Annotated in this window: 16 protein-coding genes; 4 read left to right on the plus strand and 12 right to left on the minus strand. The window is 33.0% G+C overall.

Translation table 11 applies throughout. From position 1 onward, the window contains the following. Positions 1-56: 56 nt before the first annotated feature. The 4 genes from BUB80_RS00125 to BUB80_RS00140 all read left to right on the plus strand — a co-directional run bounded on the left by BUB80_RS00125 (position 57) and on the right by BUB80_RS00140 (position 4,432). Positions 57-995 (plus strand): IS1595 family transposase, encoded by a 939-nt coding sequence (locus tag BUB80_RS00125; protein ID WP_073289796.1) that lies wholly within the window; start codon positions 57-59, stop codon positions 993-995. 232 nt (positions 996-1,227) lie between these two features. Further along, a complete protein-coding gene (locus tag BUB80_RS00130; RefSeq protein ID WP_073289798.1) occupies positions 1,228-1,449 on the plus strand; it encodes a hypothetical protein in 222 nt (73 codons plus the stop codon). Positions 1,450-1,831: 382 nt separating this feature from the next. Beyond that, positions 1,832-3,643 (plus strand): TonB-dependent receptor plug domain-containing protein, encoded by a 1,812-nt coding sequence (locus tag BUB80_RS00135; protein ID WP_073289800.1) that lies wholly within the window; start codon positions 1,832-1,834, stop codon positions 3,641-3,643. A gap of 72 nt (positions 3,644-3,715) precedes the next feature. Continuing rightward, entirely contained in the window at positions 3,716-4,432 is a 717-nt protein-coding gene (locus BUB80_RS00140; RefSeq protein WP_073289802.1) for a DUF2490 domain-containing protein, read from the plus strand. On the opposite strand, the gene BUB80_RS00145 is transcribed toward BUB80_RS00140, so the two are convergent. The 12 genes from BUB80_RS00145 to BUB80_RS00200 all read right to left on the minus strand — a co-directional run bounded on the left by BUB80_RS00145 (position 4,429) and on the right by BUB80_RS00200 (position 17,545). Further along, positions 4,429-6,483 (minus strand): M48 family metallopeptidase, encoded by a 2,055-nt coding sequence (locus BUB80_RS00145; RefSeq protein WP_073289804.1) that lies wholly within the window; start codon positions 6,481-6,483, stop codon positions 4,429-4,431. The genes BUB80_RS00140 and BUB80_RS00145 overlap by 4 nt on opposite strands. A gap of 6 nt (positions 6,484-6,489) precedes the next feature. Beyond that, positions 6,490-6,936: a phosphohydrolase gene (locus BUB80_RS00150; protein ID WP_083546954.1), complete on the minus strand. Its 447-nt coding sequence runs from the start codon at positions 6,934-6,936 to the stop codon at positions 6,490-6,492. Between the two features lie 78 nt (positions 6,937-7,014). After that, complete coding sequence (locus tag BUB80_RS00155; RefSeq protein ID WP_073289805.1) at positions 7,015-7,350, minus strand: YegP family protein; 336 nt, start codon at positions 7,348-7,350, stop codon at positions 7,015-7,017. A gap of 267 nt (positions 7,351-7,617) precedes the next feature. After that, positions 7,618-9,408, minus strand: coding sequence for an acyl-CoA dehydrogenase family protein (locus BUB80_RS00160; protein ID WP_073289807.1), 1,791 nt, complete (start codon positions 9,406-9,408; stop codon positions 7,618-7,620). A gap of 70 nt (positions 9,409-9,478) precedes the next feature. Beyond that, the gene (locus tag BUB80_RS00165) at positions 9,479-10,657 is read right to left on the minus strand and encodes a thiolase family protein (protein WP_073289809.1); all 1,179 of its coding nucleotides are present in this window, start codon (positions 10,655-10,657) and stop codon (positions 9,479-9,481) included. 109 nt (positions 10,658-10,766) lie between these two features. Continuing rightward, on the minus strand, positions 10,767-11,231 hold the full coding sequence (gene tnpA / locus BUB80_RS00170) for an IS200/IS605 family transposase (RefSeq protein WP_073289811.1): 465 nt from the start codon (positions 11,229-11,231) through the stop codon (positions 10,767-10,769). Between the two features lie 97 nt (positions 11,232-11,328). Further along, positions 11,329-13,722: a 3-hydroxyacyl-CoA dehydrogenase/enoyl-CoA hydratase family protein gene (locus BUB80_RS00175; protein ID WP_073289812.1), complete on the minus strand. Its 2,394-nt coding sequence runs from the start codon at positions 13,720-13,722 to the stop codon at positions 11,329-11,331. Positions 13,723-13,743: 21 nt separating this feature from the next. Beyond that, complete coding sequence (locus BUB80_RS00180) at positions 13,744-14,193, minus strand: MarR family winged helix-turn-helix transcriptional regulator (protein WP_054509975.1); 450 nt, start codon at positions 14,191-14,193, stop codon at positions 13,744-13,746. Between the two features lie 165 nt (positions 14,194-14,358). Continuing rightward, on the minus strand, positions 14,359-15,282 hold the full coding sequence (locus BUB80_RS00185; protein WP_073289814.1) for an ABC transporter ATP-binding protein: 924 nt from the start codon (positions 15,280-15,282) through the stop codon (positions 14,359-14,361). A 101-nt stretch (positions 15,283-15,383) separates the two neighbouring features. After that, positions 15,384-15,761 carry a GxxExxY protein gene (locus tag BUB80_RS00190; RefSeq protein ID WP_073289816.1) on the minus strand — a complete coding sequence of 126 codons (378 nt, stop codon included), beginning with the start codon at positions 15,759-15,761 and terminating at the stop codon, positions 15,384-15,386. Positions 15,762-15,985: 224 nt separating this feature from the next. Next, on the minus strand, positions 15,986-16,957 hold the full coding sequence (locus tag BUB80_RS00195) for a FecCD family ABC transporter permease (RefSeq protein ID WP_175549551.1): 972 nt from the start codon (positions 16,955-16,957) through the stop codon (positions 15,986-15,988). A gap of 24 nt (positions 16,958-16,981) precedes the next feature. Further along, positions 16,982-17,545 (minus strand): TlpA family protein disulfide reductase, encoded by a 564-nt coding sequence (locus BUB80_RS00200; RefSeq protein WP_073289819.1) that lies wholly within the window; start codon positions 17,543-17,545, stop codon positions 16,982-16,984. Between the last annotated feature and the right edge of the window lie 7 nt (positions 17,546-17,552).

Here is a 17,552-nt window from a genome sequence, read left to right on the forward strand (position 1 = left end):
CAATAAAATGCATCTATTAAGGATACGACCTTAATAATTTGTAATTTTACTACACCATGATAAACACAAAAATAAAGTCAGTAATAGAATTGTTACAGACTTTTTCAACTGAACAAATATGTATAGACTACTTGGAACAAATGAGATGGGGAGGGGTTGTTGAAAGTCCTTTTGATCCTTTATCACAGGTATATAAATGCATAGGGAACAAATACAAATGTAAAAATACCGGGAAATACTTCAATGTTAAAACGGGTTCTATGTTTGAGAATACTAAAATAAGTTTGAGAAAATGGTTCTTAGCGATTTGGCTGGTAACGACGTATAAAAAGGGAATTAGCTCTTTGCAGCTTGCTAAGGATATTGGTGTAACTCAAAAAACAGCGTGGTTTCTATTACAAAGAATACGTGTATGTTTTAGTATTGAAAACAGCAACGAACTTAGTGGTATTGTAGAATGTGATGAAACTTTTATAGGCGGTAAAAATAAGAATAGACATAAAAATAAGAAAGTAAAACGGGCTCAGGGAAGAAATTTTAAAGATAAGACTCCTGTTATGGGTATGCTTCAAAGAGGAGGAAAAATGAATGCTTATGTTATAAATGATACCAGGCGACAGAGCATTCAGCCATTAATTTATAAGTATGTAGCTGTAGCTCCAGAAACAACGAGAATAATCAGCGATGAATGGTGGGCTTATACAGGGCTAGATAAATATTATGATCATCAGGTTGTAGACCATTCCAAGAAAGAGTATGTAAGTTTACAGGATGATACTGTGCATACCAATAGTATTGAAGGATCTTGGAAGATATTAAAAAACTCAGTAAGCGGAATCTACAATCATGTATCCAAAAAACATCTTCAGAAATATGTTGATGAATTTTTGTACAGATTTAATTTAAGAAAAATATCGGATAGTGATAGGTTTCAATACTTATTAAGCAATAGTGATATAAGGACGAAATATAAGGATTTGATAATCATTAAATAATCATTGTGGAAATTCTGCTTTATGATTAAAATGAAATTAAACCAAAGTACTCAATAGTTGTTTTAATAAGAGAATCGGGCGTGGAATTGAAAAAATGAAATCATAACCATTGTTAGAAATTTTCTCATTTTTGCTGATGTTGTTTATAAATTATATAAAACTAAGAATTAGGAGAATATTTCTTGTTTTCACTGTAATAAGCATAAATTAATTAATACCCAAAAACAAAATGATGTCACCAAATGTATTAAAACAAAAGAAAGTGAAGAGTATCACTATTAAAGATGTAGAATATTTTGATGTTGCAGATATAAAAAGCAACCATTATGATCTAAAGGTGAATATTAAAAAGATGATTACTATTGATGGAGTTCTATTGATAAAGGCTGAAGATATTTCTTCATTAACAGATTTTGATAACAAAATCAAAGGAATCTTTAAACCCAAAAAGTAAAAACTGTTAAAGTGTAGAATTGTATATAATTACCTTACTTTGAGCAAATAATCATCAAAAGCTCACATTTATAGCATATTATCATTCTGATATGTTAAAGTTTATGACTTTCATTATCTTTTTTTAGTTTGCTATTGTTTTGTATTTTAAAATTATTTAAAATTGCATTCATAAATATGTAATATAGAAATGAGAAAGTTATTCAGAGATCTTGTTACACATTTAATGAGAAAAAGATAAAATTTACTTCCCCTACAAGATGCAGTGTGTTTACTGCATCTTTTTTTATGACAACTATCATTTGCCTGTTTTGATTAACTCTATTACTTTTGGGCTTGCTAAAATGCAAAAAAACTAACTGAAGAATAATTCTGATATAGACATGATTAAAAAAGTAGGAAGTGCTTTTTTTCTTGGAACAATGCTTTTCTCTCAAGCACAGGAAAAAACAACTGAGATTGATACTATCGCTGTACAAGGTAAATTTATTGCCACACCTTATAAAAGTGCCAACCAAAACATTACCATTATTACGAAAGATGATATTATGAACTCGCCTGCAAAAAGCATTGATGAGATTCTTCAGCAAGTTCCCGGAATGGATATCAGAAGGAGAGGAGCCAATGGTGTACAAAGTGATATTGGGTTCCGTGGAAGCTCTTTTGAACAAGTACTTTTGCTATTGAACGGAATCAGAATGAATGATTCTCAGACCGGTCATAATTCAATGAATATTCCTGTAGACCTTGACGATGTAGAAAGAATAGAAGTGATAAAAGGTCCTGCAGCAAGAAGGTTTGGTCAAAATGCTTATGCAGGAGCCATTAATATTATTACTAAAATAAATCCTGGAAAAAGAGTTAAGATAAGTGCCGAAGGTGGGGATTATGAAACTTATAGTTTAGGATTAAACGCCAGTATTGGAAATGAGAAATTCTCCAACTCCCTTCAGGCCAATTCTGCTTCATCTCAGGGATATATGTATAATACCGATTACGAGATCAGAAATGTTTTCTATCAGAGTAAATTAGCGATAAAAAACGGAGACCTTAAATTGCAGGCAGGTTTTTCAGAGAAAAAATTTGGTGCTAATGGTTTTTATTCATCTCCAAAGGCTACAGAACAATATGAGGAACTTCAGTCTTCTATTGTGAGCTTAGTTCATCAGCAAAGTTTTGGTAAGTTTAAAGTCAATTCAAATGTGTATTGGAGAAGAGGGCAGGATATGTATCTTTTCAACCGTGAAAAGCCTGAAATTTACAGAAACATGCATATTGGAAATAATGTAGGTGGTGAAGTGAATTCCAGCTATCAATGGAAACTGGGAACCACAGGTGTTGGAGTGGAATTAAGAAAAGAACTGTTGGCAAGTAATAACTTAGGTAACAGAAACCGTTTTGTTTCTCAGGTTTTCTTTGAGCATCATTTTTCTTTATTAGATAAAAAATTAAATATTACCCCGGGAGTTTCTTGGGCAAACTATTCTAATGAAGGAAATTTCTTCTATCCTGGACTTGACGTAGGCTATAACTTCGATCCAAACAATAAAATCTATGGAAATATTTCAAAAGTACATAGGGTTCCTACCTTTACAGATCTTTATTATGCAAGCAAAACGGAACAGGGAAATTCTGGGTTAATTCCGGAAAATGCGGTGTCTGCAGAGGTTGGATATCAGTTCCAGAGTAAAGGTTTCTTAGCAAAGGTGAGTGGTTTTACAAGGAATTCTAACAATTCTATTGATTGGGTGAAAAAATCATTGGAGGATCCGATTTGGTATGCTCAAAATGTAGGCAAGATTGACACAAAAGGAATTGAAGTAGAAATCAACCAGAGGGTATTTAATTGGTTAAAATATACAGCAGGATATACTTATCTTGACACTAAGTTTCAGGAGACTAATGATTTTGTTTCCCGATATGTATTGGATAATTTAAAGCATCAGTTTATTGCAAAATTAGAAACAAAATTCCTTAAGAATTTTACCAACGAAGTTGTTTACCGATATAATGACAGGCTAAATTTGGGAAGTTATAACCTGATAGATGAAAAATTAAGTTTCGTTAATAAAGACTTTTCAGTGTATATTTTAATTAATAATTTAACAAACACTAGATATACTGAAACCTTTGGGGTGAATATGCCTAATAGATGGTTTCATGTAGGTTTTACTTACAACATCAATATTAAGTAATTGTTAATTTTTAGATTACGTAAAGTTAATGTTAACGGTTTATTAAATAATTTATTTTTGCAGAAAAAATTTATGAAACTTTTTTTAAGTCTAAGTGTGTTTTTTACCCTCAGTTTTTTCAAGGCACAGGAGCATGTTTCCAGCTTTAATGCCCTGACACTTACTTATAAGTTTCATCCTAAGTTTTTTCTTTATGCAGAAGGTCAGGCGAGAGGTATTGAAGATTATAGCTATCCGGATTATTATGAAATAAAAGGTGGATTGGGATATAATCTTACCAAGAACCACAAGCCTTTTGTTGGGCTGGGAAGATATGCTACCTATAAAGACCATGCTATTAACAAGGAAGAATTCAGAGTATGGTTGCAAGATGTTATTGATTTCAAAAAAGGGGTTGTAAAGTTTGAAAATAGATTCCGTATTGAAAAATCATGGTTTTATGAGCCTCAAACTGATATAAGTTCAGACAGAATACGTTATCGTTACCGTTTAAATATTTCAGTTCCCCTTAATGCAAAGAAAATTGAACCAGGTACTTTATTTGCCAACGTTTATGATGAAGTGTTCGTTGTGACCCCAATGAAGCCTTCTTTTGCAAGGAACAGAATATATGGTGGTTTTGGATATCAGATTGATGAAAACTTTGGAGTTTTAGGCGGTTATCTTTGGCAGAGAGAATTTGAAGCCAAAGGAAATAAAAATGTTCACTTCGTATACTTAGCATTAAACATCAATATTGACGATACAGATTCTCATACCAAAACCTATCATTTCCCGGGAGCAGATTAAGATGCTTTATCCAGCTCTACCTGGAAATCTACGAGCTGTACTTTATAATTATTATATGTTTTGCTGATCATTGATTGGTATTCATTAACGAAAGAAAATAGGTCATCTACCTCTTTTTGAATGTATTTATCATTATTAAAATAAATGTATTCAGAATCTGTAAACTCTTTAAGTAATTGTCTGTTTTCTAATGTTAAAAGATCTTTATATCCTGATTTTTCAAGGAAATGTTTTATTACTTCTTTGAATGGTTTTTCATTTTTAAGTAAGGTTGCTCTGTGTTTACGAATCTCATCAATAGGTAATGTCACCATAATGAATTGTAAATGAGGAATAAAATTAGTGATTGAATTCTGGAACATTTCATATTCATTATCCAGCAAAGCAAACTTTTTATATTTTTCAATTAAGATTTTCTTGTTACTTTCATCTGCTTTATGATAAAAATACAAGAATATATTTTTATCATTTTCATTAAGTTCAGATTTAATGACTTCAAACTCCTTTTTAAATCTTGGGATCAAGATCTTAGCTTCACTTGCTTTGTAAAGCCTGCCATTGCACTTGAATGTTTTAATTATTTTTGGATTGGCAACAAGTTGATTAAGGATACTAATATCTGTTTCTATACCTATTTTTTCATAGACTAATGATACATTTTTATCGTTAAATAAATCATTGTCTTTTACAGAATTTACAGTATAAATTAGCTCGTAAATATTTTCTAAAACAGGACTATGCCCCTCGTAATATCCGTTAAAAGCTGAACTAATACTTTGATAGGGATATTTCTCATTATAAAATTGTAAAAACTGCTCATTATTTTTAATAACTTCACCTACGTTTTCAATTGCATATAAGGCTAAATATTTATTTGTTAAAGCTTTGCAAACCTCATCAAAACCACGAATGACATTCTTTGCCAATTCATTGTTTTCAGGAATGTTTTTAGTCTTGTTTTTCCAGATTGCTTCAATTCTTATATGCGTTTCCGGATGAAATGACCATTGATCTTCAATTTCGATTTTTGTTTTGTTGTAACGTGTTGATGAATCTTCAAGCTTTACTTTTGGCAGATCATTTTCGTATGGATGATGGTCTCTTTCGCTAAAAACTTTCATTAAATAAGTCTGATTTTCAAAAAGATTTTCAGGAAAATACTTTTGTTCGCTGTCTGCATAAAACATAAATGCGCTGTTGAAGGCAGCATTGCTTACATCTAATCTTAATAAAGAAGATACTTGCTCTTTAGGGTTGGTAATGTAAGTAGCAATCGCATCTGCGTGAAATTCCATTTCTCTTCTTAATGAAGCATTATTCTTAAATATAAAATCAGAGAAAAACTTCAAAATATATTGAAAAGTACTTATAAATCCTACAGAGATTAATCCTGTAAGTTGAAATGCCCAATGCCCGGAACCATTTTTGAGAGAGTCTTCAAAATCTGTATTATTATAAACGGTATCGAAAATAATTTTTTCAACTTGATTTACATAGCCTCCAATTTTCATACTTCGCTGCGAAAAATGTCCAAATTCATGCGCTAAAACAGATTTAAGTTCACCTACAGTTGTAGAGTTTATTAATCCCATTCCAATCGTGAGGTTCTTTTTTACAGGTAAAAACATACTCCAAAAAAGAGAATTATAGCTTACGCTGGCATTAACTTCTGGTGACAAAAAGACTTTCCCCGGTTTCTGAACATTTGTTTCTGCTACAATATCATCAATAATGGCAAACAGTTCTGGCTGATTTTTTCGGTTAACTTCAATTAAATGTTTGTTGCTGTAATTATTTTTTATGAAGATAAATTTTATCAGAAAATAGAAAACGATAAACCCAATACTCACCAATCCTAATGCAATAACAACAGTGAAGTAGTTAGCGTTTAGCATCACAAGATTTAGGGCTCCATAGCCTAGTAAAAAAATCAGAAAGAGAGAAATTAAGATTAATATGAAATAGACAATAAAAAATATTGAAATTGAAGTAATTGCAGAAGTCAGCTTAGATTTATAAGCTGATGAAATAGGGGGAAGGTTATTAGTCATGTAATCTTAATATTTATCTATCAAATAATGATACGCTTTCAGGTATTTGTTGAACCTTTTGATATCTTTTGAAGTTAATTCTCGGTTTACTCTTCGAAGATCCATATTATCACGCAGATCATTGAGCTTTACAGCTACTGCCAATGGAGATCTTTCAGTTCTTTTTACAAAGTCGTCATATTCTTCATCAGGATCAAATTTGGTAAGACAGCTGATCGCAAAAATAATGTGTTCAGGAAAACCTTCATCCCTTAAATAATCAAGACTGAAGGTTTCAGGATGATCTTCTACCACATCGTGTAAAACACCCACAATTTTCTCGTCCATTGTTTTACCATATTCCATCACACGCATAACGTGAGCAATGTATGGAGCGTGGTACTTGTCTGTTTGCCCTTTATGTGCTTTATCAGCTATTTTTATTGCTCGGTGAAGCATATCGTCTTTAGTCATTGTATGTAAAGTAGAGTACAAAAATAAAAAATGCCTCAAAAAATAAGGCATTTTTATTCATATTATTTTACTATAATATTACTTGTTGGTTTCATCTTCCACGGAAGCGTCTGGTGCATTGTTTTTTACGGATTCAATTCCGTTTTCTCTACCACTTTCAGATTCGTACATTTCACTGGTTCCAATGATTTGTCCATTACCTGCTTTTAAATTGAAAAAAGGCTTTCCGTTTGAAGATGTCTTTCTTTCAAATTTCGAATCTTCCTTAGAATTTGTTTTCACAGATTCAATCCCATTTTCGCATGCAGCTTTTGAGTTGTATCCCTGACTCGTCAGAATGACTTGTCCGTTTACTGCTTTTAAGTTAAATTGATAATCATCATTTGTTCTTTTAGAAATAATAAATTTTCCCATAGTTGTAAATATTTAATGTTTGGTTAAAAAGGGTTTTAATTTTCAAATAAAAATAATAAAAATTTTTAATCTATTAGTGTTTAAAATTCCATTGTTTATTATACGACAATTTATACTTTTTTATGATGACTTCTTTCGGAAAAGTTATAGTAAGTTGAACATATTCGTTCTGATTATCCATTTTTCATTATTAATCTAAAGGTAATTAAAAAAATAAAAAGCGCCTCATTTTGAGGCGCTTTGAAATCAAATTTATAGGTTTAAAAGCTAGTAAGCTCCTTTCTCAATATAATGAGCAGCCACTTTCTCAGTTAATGCTACTACATTTGGATTGTTTGTATATTTTGTAAATCTTCTCAATCCTGAAAGCATCATTCTCTGTTCGTCTCCTTCAGCGAAAGAAATGATTCCTTCTTTAGCAGCAGTAATGATTTTTTCAACAGCTTTATAAAGGTTTAATTGAGCCATTGCAGCTTCCACAGAATCAGCAGAGAAATGCTTTTCGGCTCTTAAAATTGCAGATTCAGCCATATAGATTTGGTTAAGAATTTCAGATGCATTTAATAATAAATGTTGCTGTTTCTCAATATCCATCATGTATTTTTGAAGTGCAGCCCCAGCAACCATTAAAAATACTTTCTTAAGATTGGCAATGATGGTTTTTTCTTCACTCATAAATTCAGAATAATCAGGAACTTCAAACGAAGGAATTCCCATCAATTCTTTGCTGATCGCCATTGCAGGAGAAAGTAAATCTAATTCTCCCTTCATTGCTCTCTTAATCAACATTCCAACGGCTAGCAATCTGTTGATTTCGTTGGTTCCTTCATAGATTCTTCCGATTCTTGCATCTCTCCATGCAGATTCCATTGGAGTATCTTCTGAGAATCCCATTCCACCATAAATCTGGATTCCTTCATCAGCTGTATTTTGAGTAAGGTCAGAAACAAAAACTTTAAGGATTGAAGCTTCTACTGCAAATTCTTCAACACCTTTTAATTCTGCTTGTTGATGATCCATTCCTCCAGAAACTAATTCTGTAATTTTATCTTCTACATTTTTTGCTAAACGGTAAGATCCTGCTTCACTCACGAAAACACCTGTAGACATTTCAGCAATTTTCTTTCTGATTGCTCCGAAAGTTGAGATAGAAACTCCAAACTGTTTTCTTTCGTTTGAATATTGAATAGAATGGTTTAAGATTCTTCTTTGTCCGTCAAGGTTTGCCGCAGCTAACTTGATTCTACCAACATTCAATGCATTTAAAGCGATTTTGAAACCATTGTTTCTTTCGCCCAACATATTCTCTACAGGAACCTTCATATCATTGAAGAAAACCTGACGTGTAGAAGATGAACGAATACCTAGTTTGTGCTCCTCCTCACCGAAAGTCAAACTTTCAGGATTTTCAAGCTCTGAACGGTTGATAACAAAACCTGTGATGTTTTTATCATCATCTATCTTAGCAAACAAAGTGAAAGTATCAGCAAAACCTGCATTGGAAATCCACATTTTTTGTCCGTTGATGATATAATGTTTTCCATCTTCAGATAATTTTGCTCTTGTTTTTCCTGAGTTGGCATCAGAACCGGCATCTGGTTCAGTCAAACAATAGGCTCCGAATTTTGTTCCGGTAGCTAAATCCGGAAGATATTTCTTTTTTAATTCTTCACTTCCGTAAAGTAGCGTTGGCAAAGTTCCGATTCCGGTATGCGCTCCATAAGCTGTAGCCAATGAACCATTTCCTCCTGAAACATAATCACAAGCCAACATAGTGCTCACAAAGCCCATTCCAAGACCTCCGTATTCTTCAGGAACAGTGATTCCTAATAGTCCCATTTCGCCTAATTTACGCATGGTTTCTTCAGTCAAAGCGTAATCTTTTTTCTCAAAACGATCATGCTGTGGGATCACTTCTCTATCAATAAATTCTTTAGCAGAATCACGAAGCATTCTTTGTTCTTCAGAAAGTTCTTCCAAAGAAAATATTTCATTAGCAGGAATTTCTTTAATTAAAAACTCACCGCCTTTTAATGTTTTATTAAGTGTATCACTCATTGTTTTTGTTTTTTCTTATTAAGGAAACCTTCAAGGTTTTTAAAACCTTGAAGGTTTAGTTTTTATTGTATTATAAAAGCTCAAAAATTGAAGCTGCACCTTGACCCGTTCCAACGCACATAGAAACCATTCCGTATTTGTTTCCGCGTTTTCTCATTTCGTCAAGAAGTTGAACTGTTAATTTTGTTCCTGTGCATCCAAGGGGGTGACCAAGAGCGATCGCTCCTCCGTTTACATTCAGAATATCAGGATTTAAGTTTAATTCCTTTTTGATAGCAACAGATTGTGATGCGAATGCTTCGTTTAATTCGATTAATTCAATATCTTTTAATTCTAATCCTGCTTGTTTTAATGCTTTTGGAATCGCATAAATTGGTCCCATTCCCATGATTCTTGGCTCAAGACCTGCAGCTGCGTAAGCAACTAATCTTGCTTCTGGTTCCAATCCTAATTCTTTTACCATTTCTTCGCTCATGACGATTACGAAAGCGGCTCCGTCACTCATTTGAGAAGAGTTTCCGGCTGTTACGCTTCCTCCGTTGGCAAATACAGGTCTTAACTTTGCTAAGCCTTCCAAAGAAGTATCTTTTCTTGGACCTTCATCTACTGAAAAATCAAACTTTTTAGTCTGCATTTTCTGATTTTCATCCAGGAAATTATATTCAACAGGAATCGAAACAATCTGGTTGGCAAATTTACCTTCCTGATTGGCTTTTAAAGCTTTCATATGAGATTCAAAAGCGAACTGATCCTGTTCTTCTCGTGTAATATGATATTGTTTGGCAACCTCTTCTGCAGTGTAACCCATTCCCCAATAATAATCAGGGTTTGTTTTTGCAATTTCCGTTTCAGGAACTGGCTTATAACCACCCATCGGAATATAAGACATTGATTCTGTCCCTCCTGCAATAATACAATCAGCCATTCCTGCCTGAATTTTTGCAGAAGCAATCGCAATTGCCTCACTTCCTGATGCACAATATCTGTTTACGGTAACTCCGGGAACTTTATCTGTATTCAATCCCATTAATGAGATCAAACGAGCAACGTTCAAGCCTTGTTCAGCTTCTGGCATTGCGTTTCCTACGATAAGGTCATCAATTCTGTTTTTATCTAATTGCGGAAGTTCAGCCATTAATTTTTCAATTACGGTTGCCGCCATTACATCGGGTCTTGTGAATCTTAAACTTCCTTTTGGAGCTTTTCCAACGGCAGTTCTGAACCCCTTTACTATATATGCTGTTTTCATATTTTTTATTGATTAATATTATTTTCTGAGAGTTTTTTGCCTCGTAGAGGTAAACTGTTCATAGCTATTTGTTTGTTTTTGCTTTGCGGAGCTCCGTAGGAGCGACCTGTTAATCTTCAATCCATTCAAATAAATATTCCGAATCATATTCAATTTCAAATTTTGACATAAAATCCAAATATTCTTCTTTAAATGTTTTCTTTTTATGATGCTCTTCTTGGTTTAAAATATATTTAATAACAGAATCTACACTACTTTTAGAATAGGAGAAAGCTCCATATCCTTCCTGCCAGTTGAATTTTCCATTAATCCAATTTTTATCATTAATAAATTTTGAAGAACCAGCCTTGATGTCTCTTACTAAGTCTGAAATTGAAATAACAGGACTCATACTTATAAGAAGATGGACGTGATCCGGCATTGCAAAAACTGCGAATAATTTTTGATTTCTATTGGAAACAATACCTGTAATAAATTTATGTAATTCTTCTCTAATTTCTTTTGAAATCAGATTTTGTCTTCCTTTGACTGCGAAAACAATTTGAATATAAATTTGTGTATATGTGTTTGCCATAAAAATTAAAGCGGTTATTATCAGGTCGCCTCTACGAGGCTCGATAAAAATTACAAATTATTCTGCTATTAACAGTTCGCTCTTACGGAGCTGCCTATTAATTTCTCAACGGTTTTCCGTTTTGCAACATGTACTGAATTCTCTCCAATGTTTTTCTTTCACCACAAAGCTGAAGGAAAGTCTCTCTTTCAAGATTCAATAAATATTGTTCAGTTACGATTGTTGGCTCAGAAAGATTTCCTCCGACCATTACATTGGCCAATTTATCTGCAATTTTCTTGTCGTGTGCAGAGATAAAGTTTCCTGTTAACATTTGGTCAGTTCCAACATAGAACATTCCCAATGCGTCTTTACCTAATACTTTTACTTTCTGCTCGATTGGTTGAGTATATCCTTGTTCAGCTAGTAATTTTGCAATCTTTTTAGCTTCTGCAATCTGTCTGTTTTTGCTAACGGAAACGATATCTTTACCTTTTTCAAGAATTCCCATATCGTATGCTTCATAAGCAGAAGTTGCTACTTTACCCATCGCGATGTTCATGAAGGCTTCACGAAGTCTGTTATTTTTAACATCATCGCTGTGGAATTCTCTTGAAGTTCTCAAGGTCAGTTCTTTCGTTCCACCACCACCAGGAATCACACCAACTCCGGTTTCTACCAATCCGATGTAAGTTTCTGCTGCTGCAACCACTCTGTCGGCGTGCATGGTCATTTCGCAACCACCACCAAGCGTCATTCCGTGAGGAGCAACGACAACAGGAATAGAAGAGTAACGAACTCTCATCATCGATTTTTGGAAATAAGCAATTGCCATATTTAAATCATCCCAATCCTGCTCGATAGCCATCATTAAAATCATCGCCAAATTCGCTCCAACAGAGAAATTCGTGCCTTGATTTCCGATTACTAAACCGTCATATTCTTTTTCAGCTAAATCAATTGCTCTGTTTAATCCATCTAGAACTTCGCCTCCAAGAGAGTTCATTTTTGAACGGATTTCGAAGTTGATAATTCCGTCTCCTAAATCTTCAATCGAGGCACCTGAATTACTCCAAAGTGTTTTATTTTTTCTGATATTATCTAAAATAATGAAAGCATCCTGACCTGGAATTTTATTGTATTCACCTGAGTTTTTATCAACGAAAATACTTTGTCCCTCATCATTAACTTTATAGAAAGTTTCTACGTTTTTAACCCAGTCTGAAACTTCATAACCGGCATCTTTAGCGAGTTCGATACCTTTTTGAACACCAACGGCATCCCAGATTTCAAATGGTCCGTTTTCCCAACCGAAACCTGCTCTCATGGCATCATCGATCTTATAAACCTCATCAGAAATTTCAGGAACTTTATGCGAAACATAAGCGAATAGTGCGCCTAATGATTTTCTGTAAAGCTCACCGGCTTTATCTTTTCCACCAATTAAGACTTTAAATCTGTCAATTGGCTTGTCAATATTTTTAGTTAATTCCAACGTAGGAAAAGATGATTTCCCTTGAAGTTCATATTCTAAAGTCTCAAGGTTTAATCCATGAATTTCAGATTTACCATCTGCACTTTTCACTTTTTTATAGAAACCCTGTTGCGTTTTTGAACCTAACCATTTATTATCAACCATCTTCTGGATGTAATCAGGAAGGGCAAACACATCATTGAAATTATTGGTTTCAGCACCGCTTTGGCGAACGCCATTCGCAACCATAACCAAGGTATCTAAACCAACAACATCCGCTGTTCTGAATGTCGCAGATTTTGGACGACCGATTACTGGACCTGTTAATTTATCTACTTCAGATACCGTTAATCCTAATTTTTGAACGTTGTGAAGGAGATCCATCATAGAGAACACTCCAATTCTGTTGGCAATAAATGCTGGAGTATCTTTTGCTAAAACGGTTGTTTTACCTAAGAATTTAGCTCCGTAGCTCATGTAGAAGTCAATAACTTCAGGAGCAGTATCATTTGTTGGAATAATTTCTAAAAGAGGAAGGTATCTTACAGGATTAAAGAAGTGTGTTCCTGCAAAATAATGTTTGAAATCATCGCTTCTTCCTTCTGTTAGGAAATGAATAGGAATTCCCGATGTATTGGAAGAAATCAACGTTCCAGGTTTTCTGAATTGTTCAATTTTCTCGTAAACTGATTTTTTGATATCTAGTCTTTCAACTACAACCTCAATAATCCAGTCTGTATTTTTTATTTTTGGTAAATCATCATCAAAATTTCCAACCTTGATTCTATCTGCGAATTTTGGAGAATAGAGTAGAGCCGGACTTGCTTTTTTCAGTTTTTCAAAGTTTTCAGAAGCGATTCTGTTTCTTACCGCTTTATCATCTTTGGTCAAACCTTTTTTCTGTTCTGCTTCAGTTAATTCAAAAGGAACGATATCCAAAAGCGAAACTTCTACGCCAATATTAGCGAAGTGAGCCGCAATACCGCTTCCCATAATTCCTGAACCAAGAACCGTTACGTGTTTGATTCTTCTTTTCATTTGATTTATTGATTTGTTATATTATTTTTTATTATTTAAATCGATCGCAATTTTCATGATCTCAACCATGACTTCTTTGAAAGTATCTAACTTTTCCGGAGCAATTTTTTCCATCACTCTTTTGTTGAAGTTAACGACAACTTCTTTAGACATGTTTCTGGAGTTCAGTCCTTTATCGGTTAGTTTTATAATTACTTCACGCTTGTCTGTGGTTGTTTTTTCCTTATAAATATATCCGTTGTCTTCAAGAAGTTTGATAATTCTTGTTAATGAAGTGGGTTCAATGGCCATTTTAGGACCTAAATTCGTACTTCTCGTGCCTTCTTTAGGATCAATTTTAAGAAGAGTAAGGGCCTGAACGGCTGTGGAATCATGTTCCTGAGCAAGATCTGTATACATTTTAGAAACAGCCAACCAAGTCTGCTTTAAAATTAGATCTACGTTTTCTATTTTATCTTTATTGTTGTCCATCATTTTTTGGGAAATGGTTTAATTCAAATGTAGTAAATATTATGCATGCATAGTATTTATTAACGTTAAATTTTGTTAATAGATTGATAGTTAAGTGTTTAAATTGTATGATTAGCATAATACTATGCATGCATAGTATATGAGGTTAATAAAGAAAAACGCGTATTAGTAAATGGTTTTCACGAAATTAACTATTTCTTCGAAAGATTCGCATTGTTGTTTCATGGAATCATTAGAAATAACCCAAAAGTTGTTTTGGAGTTCAAAATTTAATAAAGAAAGGTCTTTTTGGAAGTTTTTTTGAAGTAATGAATACAACATTTCTTTATAAAAATCGGGTGCAATGATTTTTGGAGCTACAAAATTTTCATTAACTTGAAATAAAGAGGCATTTGTTAGCTCATCATGCTGAAGTAAAATATCTTCAACAATCCCGGAATACAAATGACTATCCTTTACGTACCATATTTTATCTGCAAACTCTTTGGCCAATCGCCAATCGTGGGACGAAAATAAAATCAATTTATTCTGTTCTTTAGCTAATTTCCTAAGCGTTTTTAAGATGATGATTTTATTCTTTTCATCTAAATGAGTTGTAGGTTCATCCAGAATAATAATAGGAGAGTTCTGTGTTAGTGCCCTTCCAATAAAAGCCTTTTGAAGGTTTCCGTCTGAGAGGTTTTTCAGAAGAGTATGTTTGTATTGGTCTAAATCTAATGCTGAAATAATATCAGAAACTTCTTCTCTGTCTTCTTTTTTAAGCTCAAAATAGAAAGGATAGTAAATGTATTTTCCTAGTGAAATAAGATCTTCAACGGTATAATTCTGCGGAATAATAGACTTTGAAAATACCACGGCAATGTTTTCTGCAATCTCCTTAACAGAAAGGTTTTTTATATTTTTATTATTAATTGAAATTTCCCCGCTTAATAAAGCATTTTGATGGAGAATAGATTTGATTAAAGTAGTTTTTCCTACACCGTTGTTACCAATCAATAAACATACGTCTCCTAAATTCAAATGAGCAGAAGCATTTGAAATTAAGGTTTTATTGTAGCCGATGTTTGCTTGTTTGATTTGTAGGTGCATTTCTCTATGTTGGTTTTCGCAAAGGCTCGAAGTTTGTTTTACAAAAATAGTGTTTTAAGGCGCAAGGAATTTGACAAAGTCAAATTTTTATACTGATTAATTTATAAAAAATTTACGATTCTAGTTACTCCATTTTTAAAGACATCGGATTGAAAATTCAATAATAAACCTAATTTACAATTTGTCATTTTTAAATAAGTTAAAAGTTGAGCTTTATGAGTTGGATTGATGTAGTCAACCGTTTTTATTTCCAAAATTAGTTTGTTTTCTACAATTATGTTTAGTCTAAAAGCATTTTCTATTTTCAATTCTTCATATACAATTGGAAGTAGCTTTTGCTTTTCTACAAATAGTCCTGCTTTTATTAATTCATAAAATAGACATTCTTCATAAACATGCTCAAATAATCCAGCTCCGAGTTTTTTATGAATTTTTAATCCTGTCTCAAAGACAATCTTTGATAATTCGTTTTCTGTCATTTGTGTTGTGTTTTTTATTCTTTCTTGGTTTTTCGCAAAGGCGCAAAGATTTCAATTTTCATGGTGTTTTTAAGGCGCAAGAAAATCAAAGATTTTCAGCAAATGTTATATTATATTAACCCTGTTAAAAATGTGCGTTCCTCAATTTTATCAAAGATAAAATCCTTGCGCCTTAAAAGTATAAAGTTGTCAAAAAACTTTGCGCCTTTGCGAAAAACCAACAATTAAATTTTATTTTGTTTCAAGAGCATCATCAATATCACAGGAATTCCAAATATAGAGCTTATCACATTCAATGGGATTTGAGATTTTTCAGCAGCGATTGAAAATAATAACATCATCAGCATTCCCAAAAACATATTTAAAATCCATTGCTGCCACAGTTTTGCAGGATTGTAAACCAATCTGCAAAAATGAGGAACAATGATTCCTATAAATAAAATGGGGCCTAGAAATGCGGTAATAGAAGCGGAAAGTAGGGAAGAAGCTACAATGATTAATAATTTAAGTTGATTCAAATTTACTCCTAAACTTTGTGCGTATGAAGTTCCTAAAGAATTTCCAATGAGAGGTTTTATCGTTTTAAAGCAGATAAATAATCCGATTAAAACTAATATCGATAAAACATAAATCTGATTTCTCGTTACCATATTATTCGCTCCGAAAGACCATAAAATATAATTTTTTAAACTTTGATTTTCTGCATAAAATTGAAGCAATGAAACAATGGCTCCAGCAAATGCAGAAACCAAAAATCCGAAAATAATAAGATAAGATTTATCCCGAAATTTATTCGACATTGATAATAAAACCAACATTAAAGCTAGACTTCCACCAATAGCAGATAAACTCAAAAAACTATTTTGAAGAAATTCGGGAAGAGAAATATTGTAGGAAAAAAAGATATAAAAGGCAACAGACAAACTAGCGACAGAGGTTATTCCTAAAATATCTGGTCCTGCCAATGGATTTTGAAAATATTCCTGCATTAAAAAACCGGAAGTAGGAATTGAGATTCCGGCTAGAAGCATCACTAAAACTCGGTTGATACGAATTTCGGCAATTTGATTATTTTCGGAGTTCAGGAAAAAATCCTGAAAGTTGAGACTTAAAAATCCTGTGTTCAGATTAATGATCGCAGTAATAATAATGGCGATTAAAAATAGTAAACACAGGATTTTGAATTTATTTGACATCATTCAGAAAGAATTCTGTAAGATTTATTTTAGCAAAGATTTTATTTTAGAATCTAATTCCTCAGGAGTAATCATTCCTAAAGATTCTTCAGTTTTATCACCTTTTCTCATATAGGTAAAAGGGATTGCGCTACCGTCCCATTTGGTAAAGTTGCTTTTGAAAAAGTTAGCATCCAGAAGTTTACCGTCAAGCAAGAGGGTGTTTTCACGAATACCATGTTCGTCTACAAAACGGGGAACATCTGTATTCCAAACATCTTTATTGTCAACACTTACGAAAGTAATTTTTACAGGTTTTCCTTTTAGCTCTGCTATCTTCTCTTTAAAATGTGGGATTTCTTTTACACACGGTCCGCACCAAGTGGCAAAGAAATTAGTTACATATAAAGTATCGTTTTTAGTTTTTAAATAGTCAGAAGCCTGCTGTGTTGTTAAAACTTTTAATGGTAAAGCAGAAGAAGCTGGTTCTGTATTTTGTGAAACTGTAACACTATCTGTACTATTTGCGTTATCATCAGTTTTCTGACTTTCTTTTTTACAACTCGAAAGTGCAACGAGAACAATCGTGGATAAAATTATCTTCCTCATAAATTAT

Origin of the sequence: Chryseobacterium polytrichastri (assembly GCF_900142445.1) — a bacterium.
Taxonomy (GTDB): domain Bacteria; phylum Bacteroidota; class Bacteroidia; order Flavobacteriales; family Weeksellaceae; genus Chryseobacterium; species Chryseobacterium polytrichastri.

Excerpts from the sequence above, each read along its gene's own strand:
- BUB80_RS00140 (WP_073289802.1), top strand. The coding sequence starts at position 3,716 with ATGAAACTTTTTTTAAGTCTAAGTGTGTTTTTTACCCTCAGTTTTTTC.
- BUB80_RS00160 (WP_073289807.1), bottom strand. The coding sequence starts at position 9,408 with ATGAGTGATACACTTAATAAAACATTAAAAGGCGGTGAGTTTTTAATT.
- BUB80_RS00125 (WP_073289796.1), top strand. The coding sequence starts at position 57 with ATGATAAACACAAAAATAAAGTCAGTAATAGAATTGTTACAGACTTTT.
- BUB80_RS00150 (WP_083546954.1), bottom strand. The coding sequence starts at position 6,936 with ATGACTAAAGACGATATGCTTCACCGAGCAATAAAAATAGCTGATAAA.
- BUB80_RS00195 (WP_175549551.1), bottom strand. The coding sequence starts at position 16,957 with ATGTCAAATAAATTCAAAATCCTGTGTTTACTATTTTTAATCGCCATT.
- BUB80_RS00190 (WP_073289816.1), bottom strand. The coding sequence starts at position 15,761 with ATGACAGAAAACGAATTATCAAAGATTGTCTTTGAGACAGGATTAAAA.
- BUB80_RS00180 (WP_054509975.1), bottom strand. The coding sequence starts at position 14,193 with ATGGACAACAATAAAGATAAAATAGAAAACGTAGATCTAATTTTAAAG.
- tnpA (WP_073289811.1), bottom strand. The coding sequence starts at position 11,231 with ATGGCAAACACATATACACAAATTTATATTCAAATTGTTTTCGCAGTC.
- BUB80_RS00165 (WP_073289809.1), bottom strand. The coding sequence starts at position 10,657 with ATGAAAACAGCATATATAGTAAAGGGGTTCAGAACTGCCGTTGGAAAA.
- BUB80_RS00135 (WP_073289800.1), top strand. The coding sequence starts at position 1,832 with ATGATTAAAAAAGTAGGAAGTGCTTTTTTTCTTGGAACAATGCTTTTC.
- BUB80_RS00130 (WP_073289798.1), top strand. The coding sequence starts at position 1,228 with ATGTCACCAAATGTATTAAAACAAAAGAAAGTGAAGAGTATCACTATT.
- BUB80_RS00155 (WP_073289805.1), bottom strand. The coding sequence starts at position 7,350 with ATGGGAAAATTTATTATTTCTAAAAGAACAAATGATGATTATCAATTT.
- BUB80_RS00185 (WP_073289814.1), bottom strand. The coding sequence starts at position 15,282 with ATGCACCTACAAATCAAACAAGCAAACATCGGCTACAATAAAACCTTA.
- BUB80_RS00145 (WP_073289804.1), bottom strand. The coding sequence starts at position 6,483 with ATGACTAATAACCTTCCCCCTATTTCATCAGCTTATAAATCTAAGCTG.
- BUB80_RS00200 (WP_073289819.1), bottom strand. The coding sequence starts at position 17,545 with ATGAGGAAGATAATTTTATCCACGATTGTTCTCGTTGCACTTTCGAGT.
- BUB80_RS00175 (WP_073289812.1), bottom strand. The coding sequence starts at position 13,722 with ATGAAAAGAAGAATCAAACACGTAACGGTTCTTGGTTCAGGAATTATG.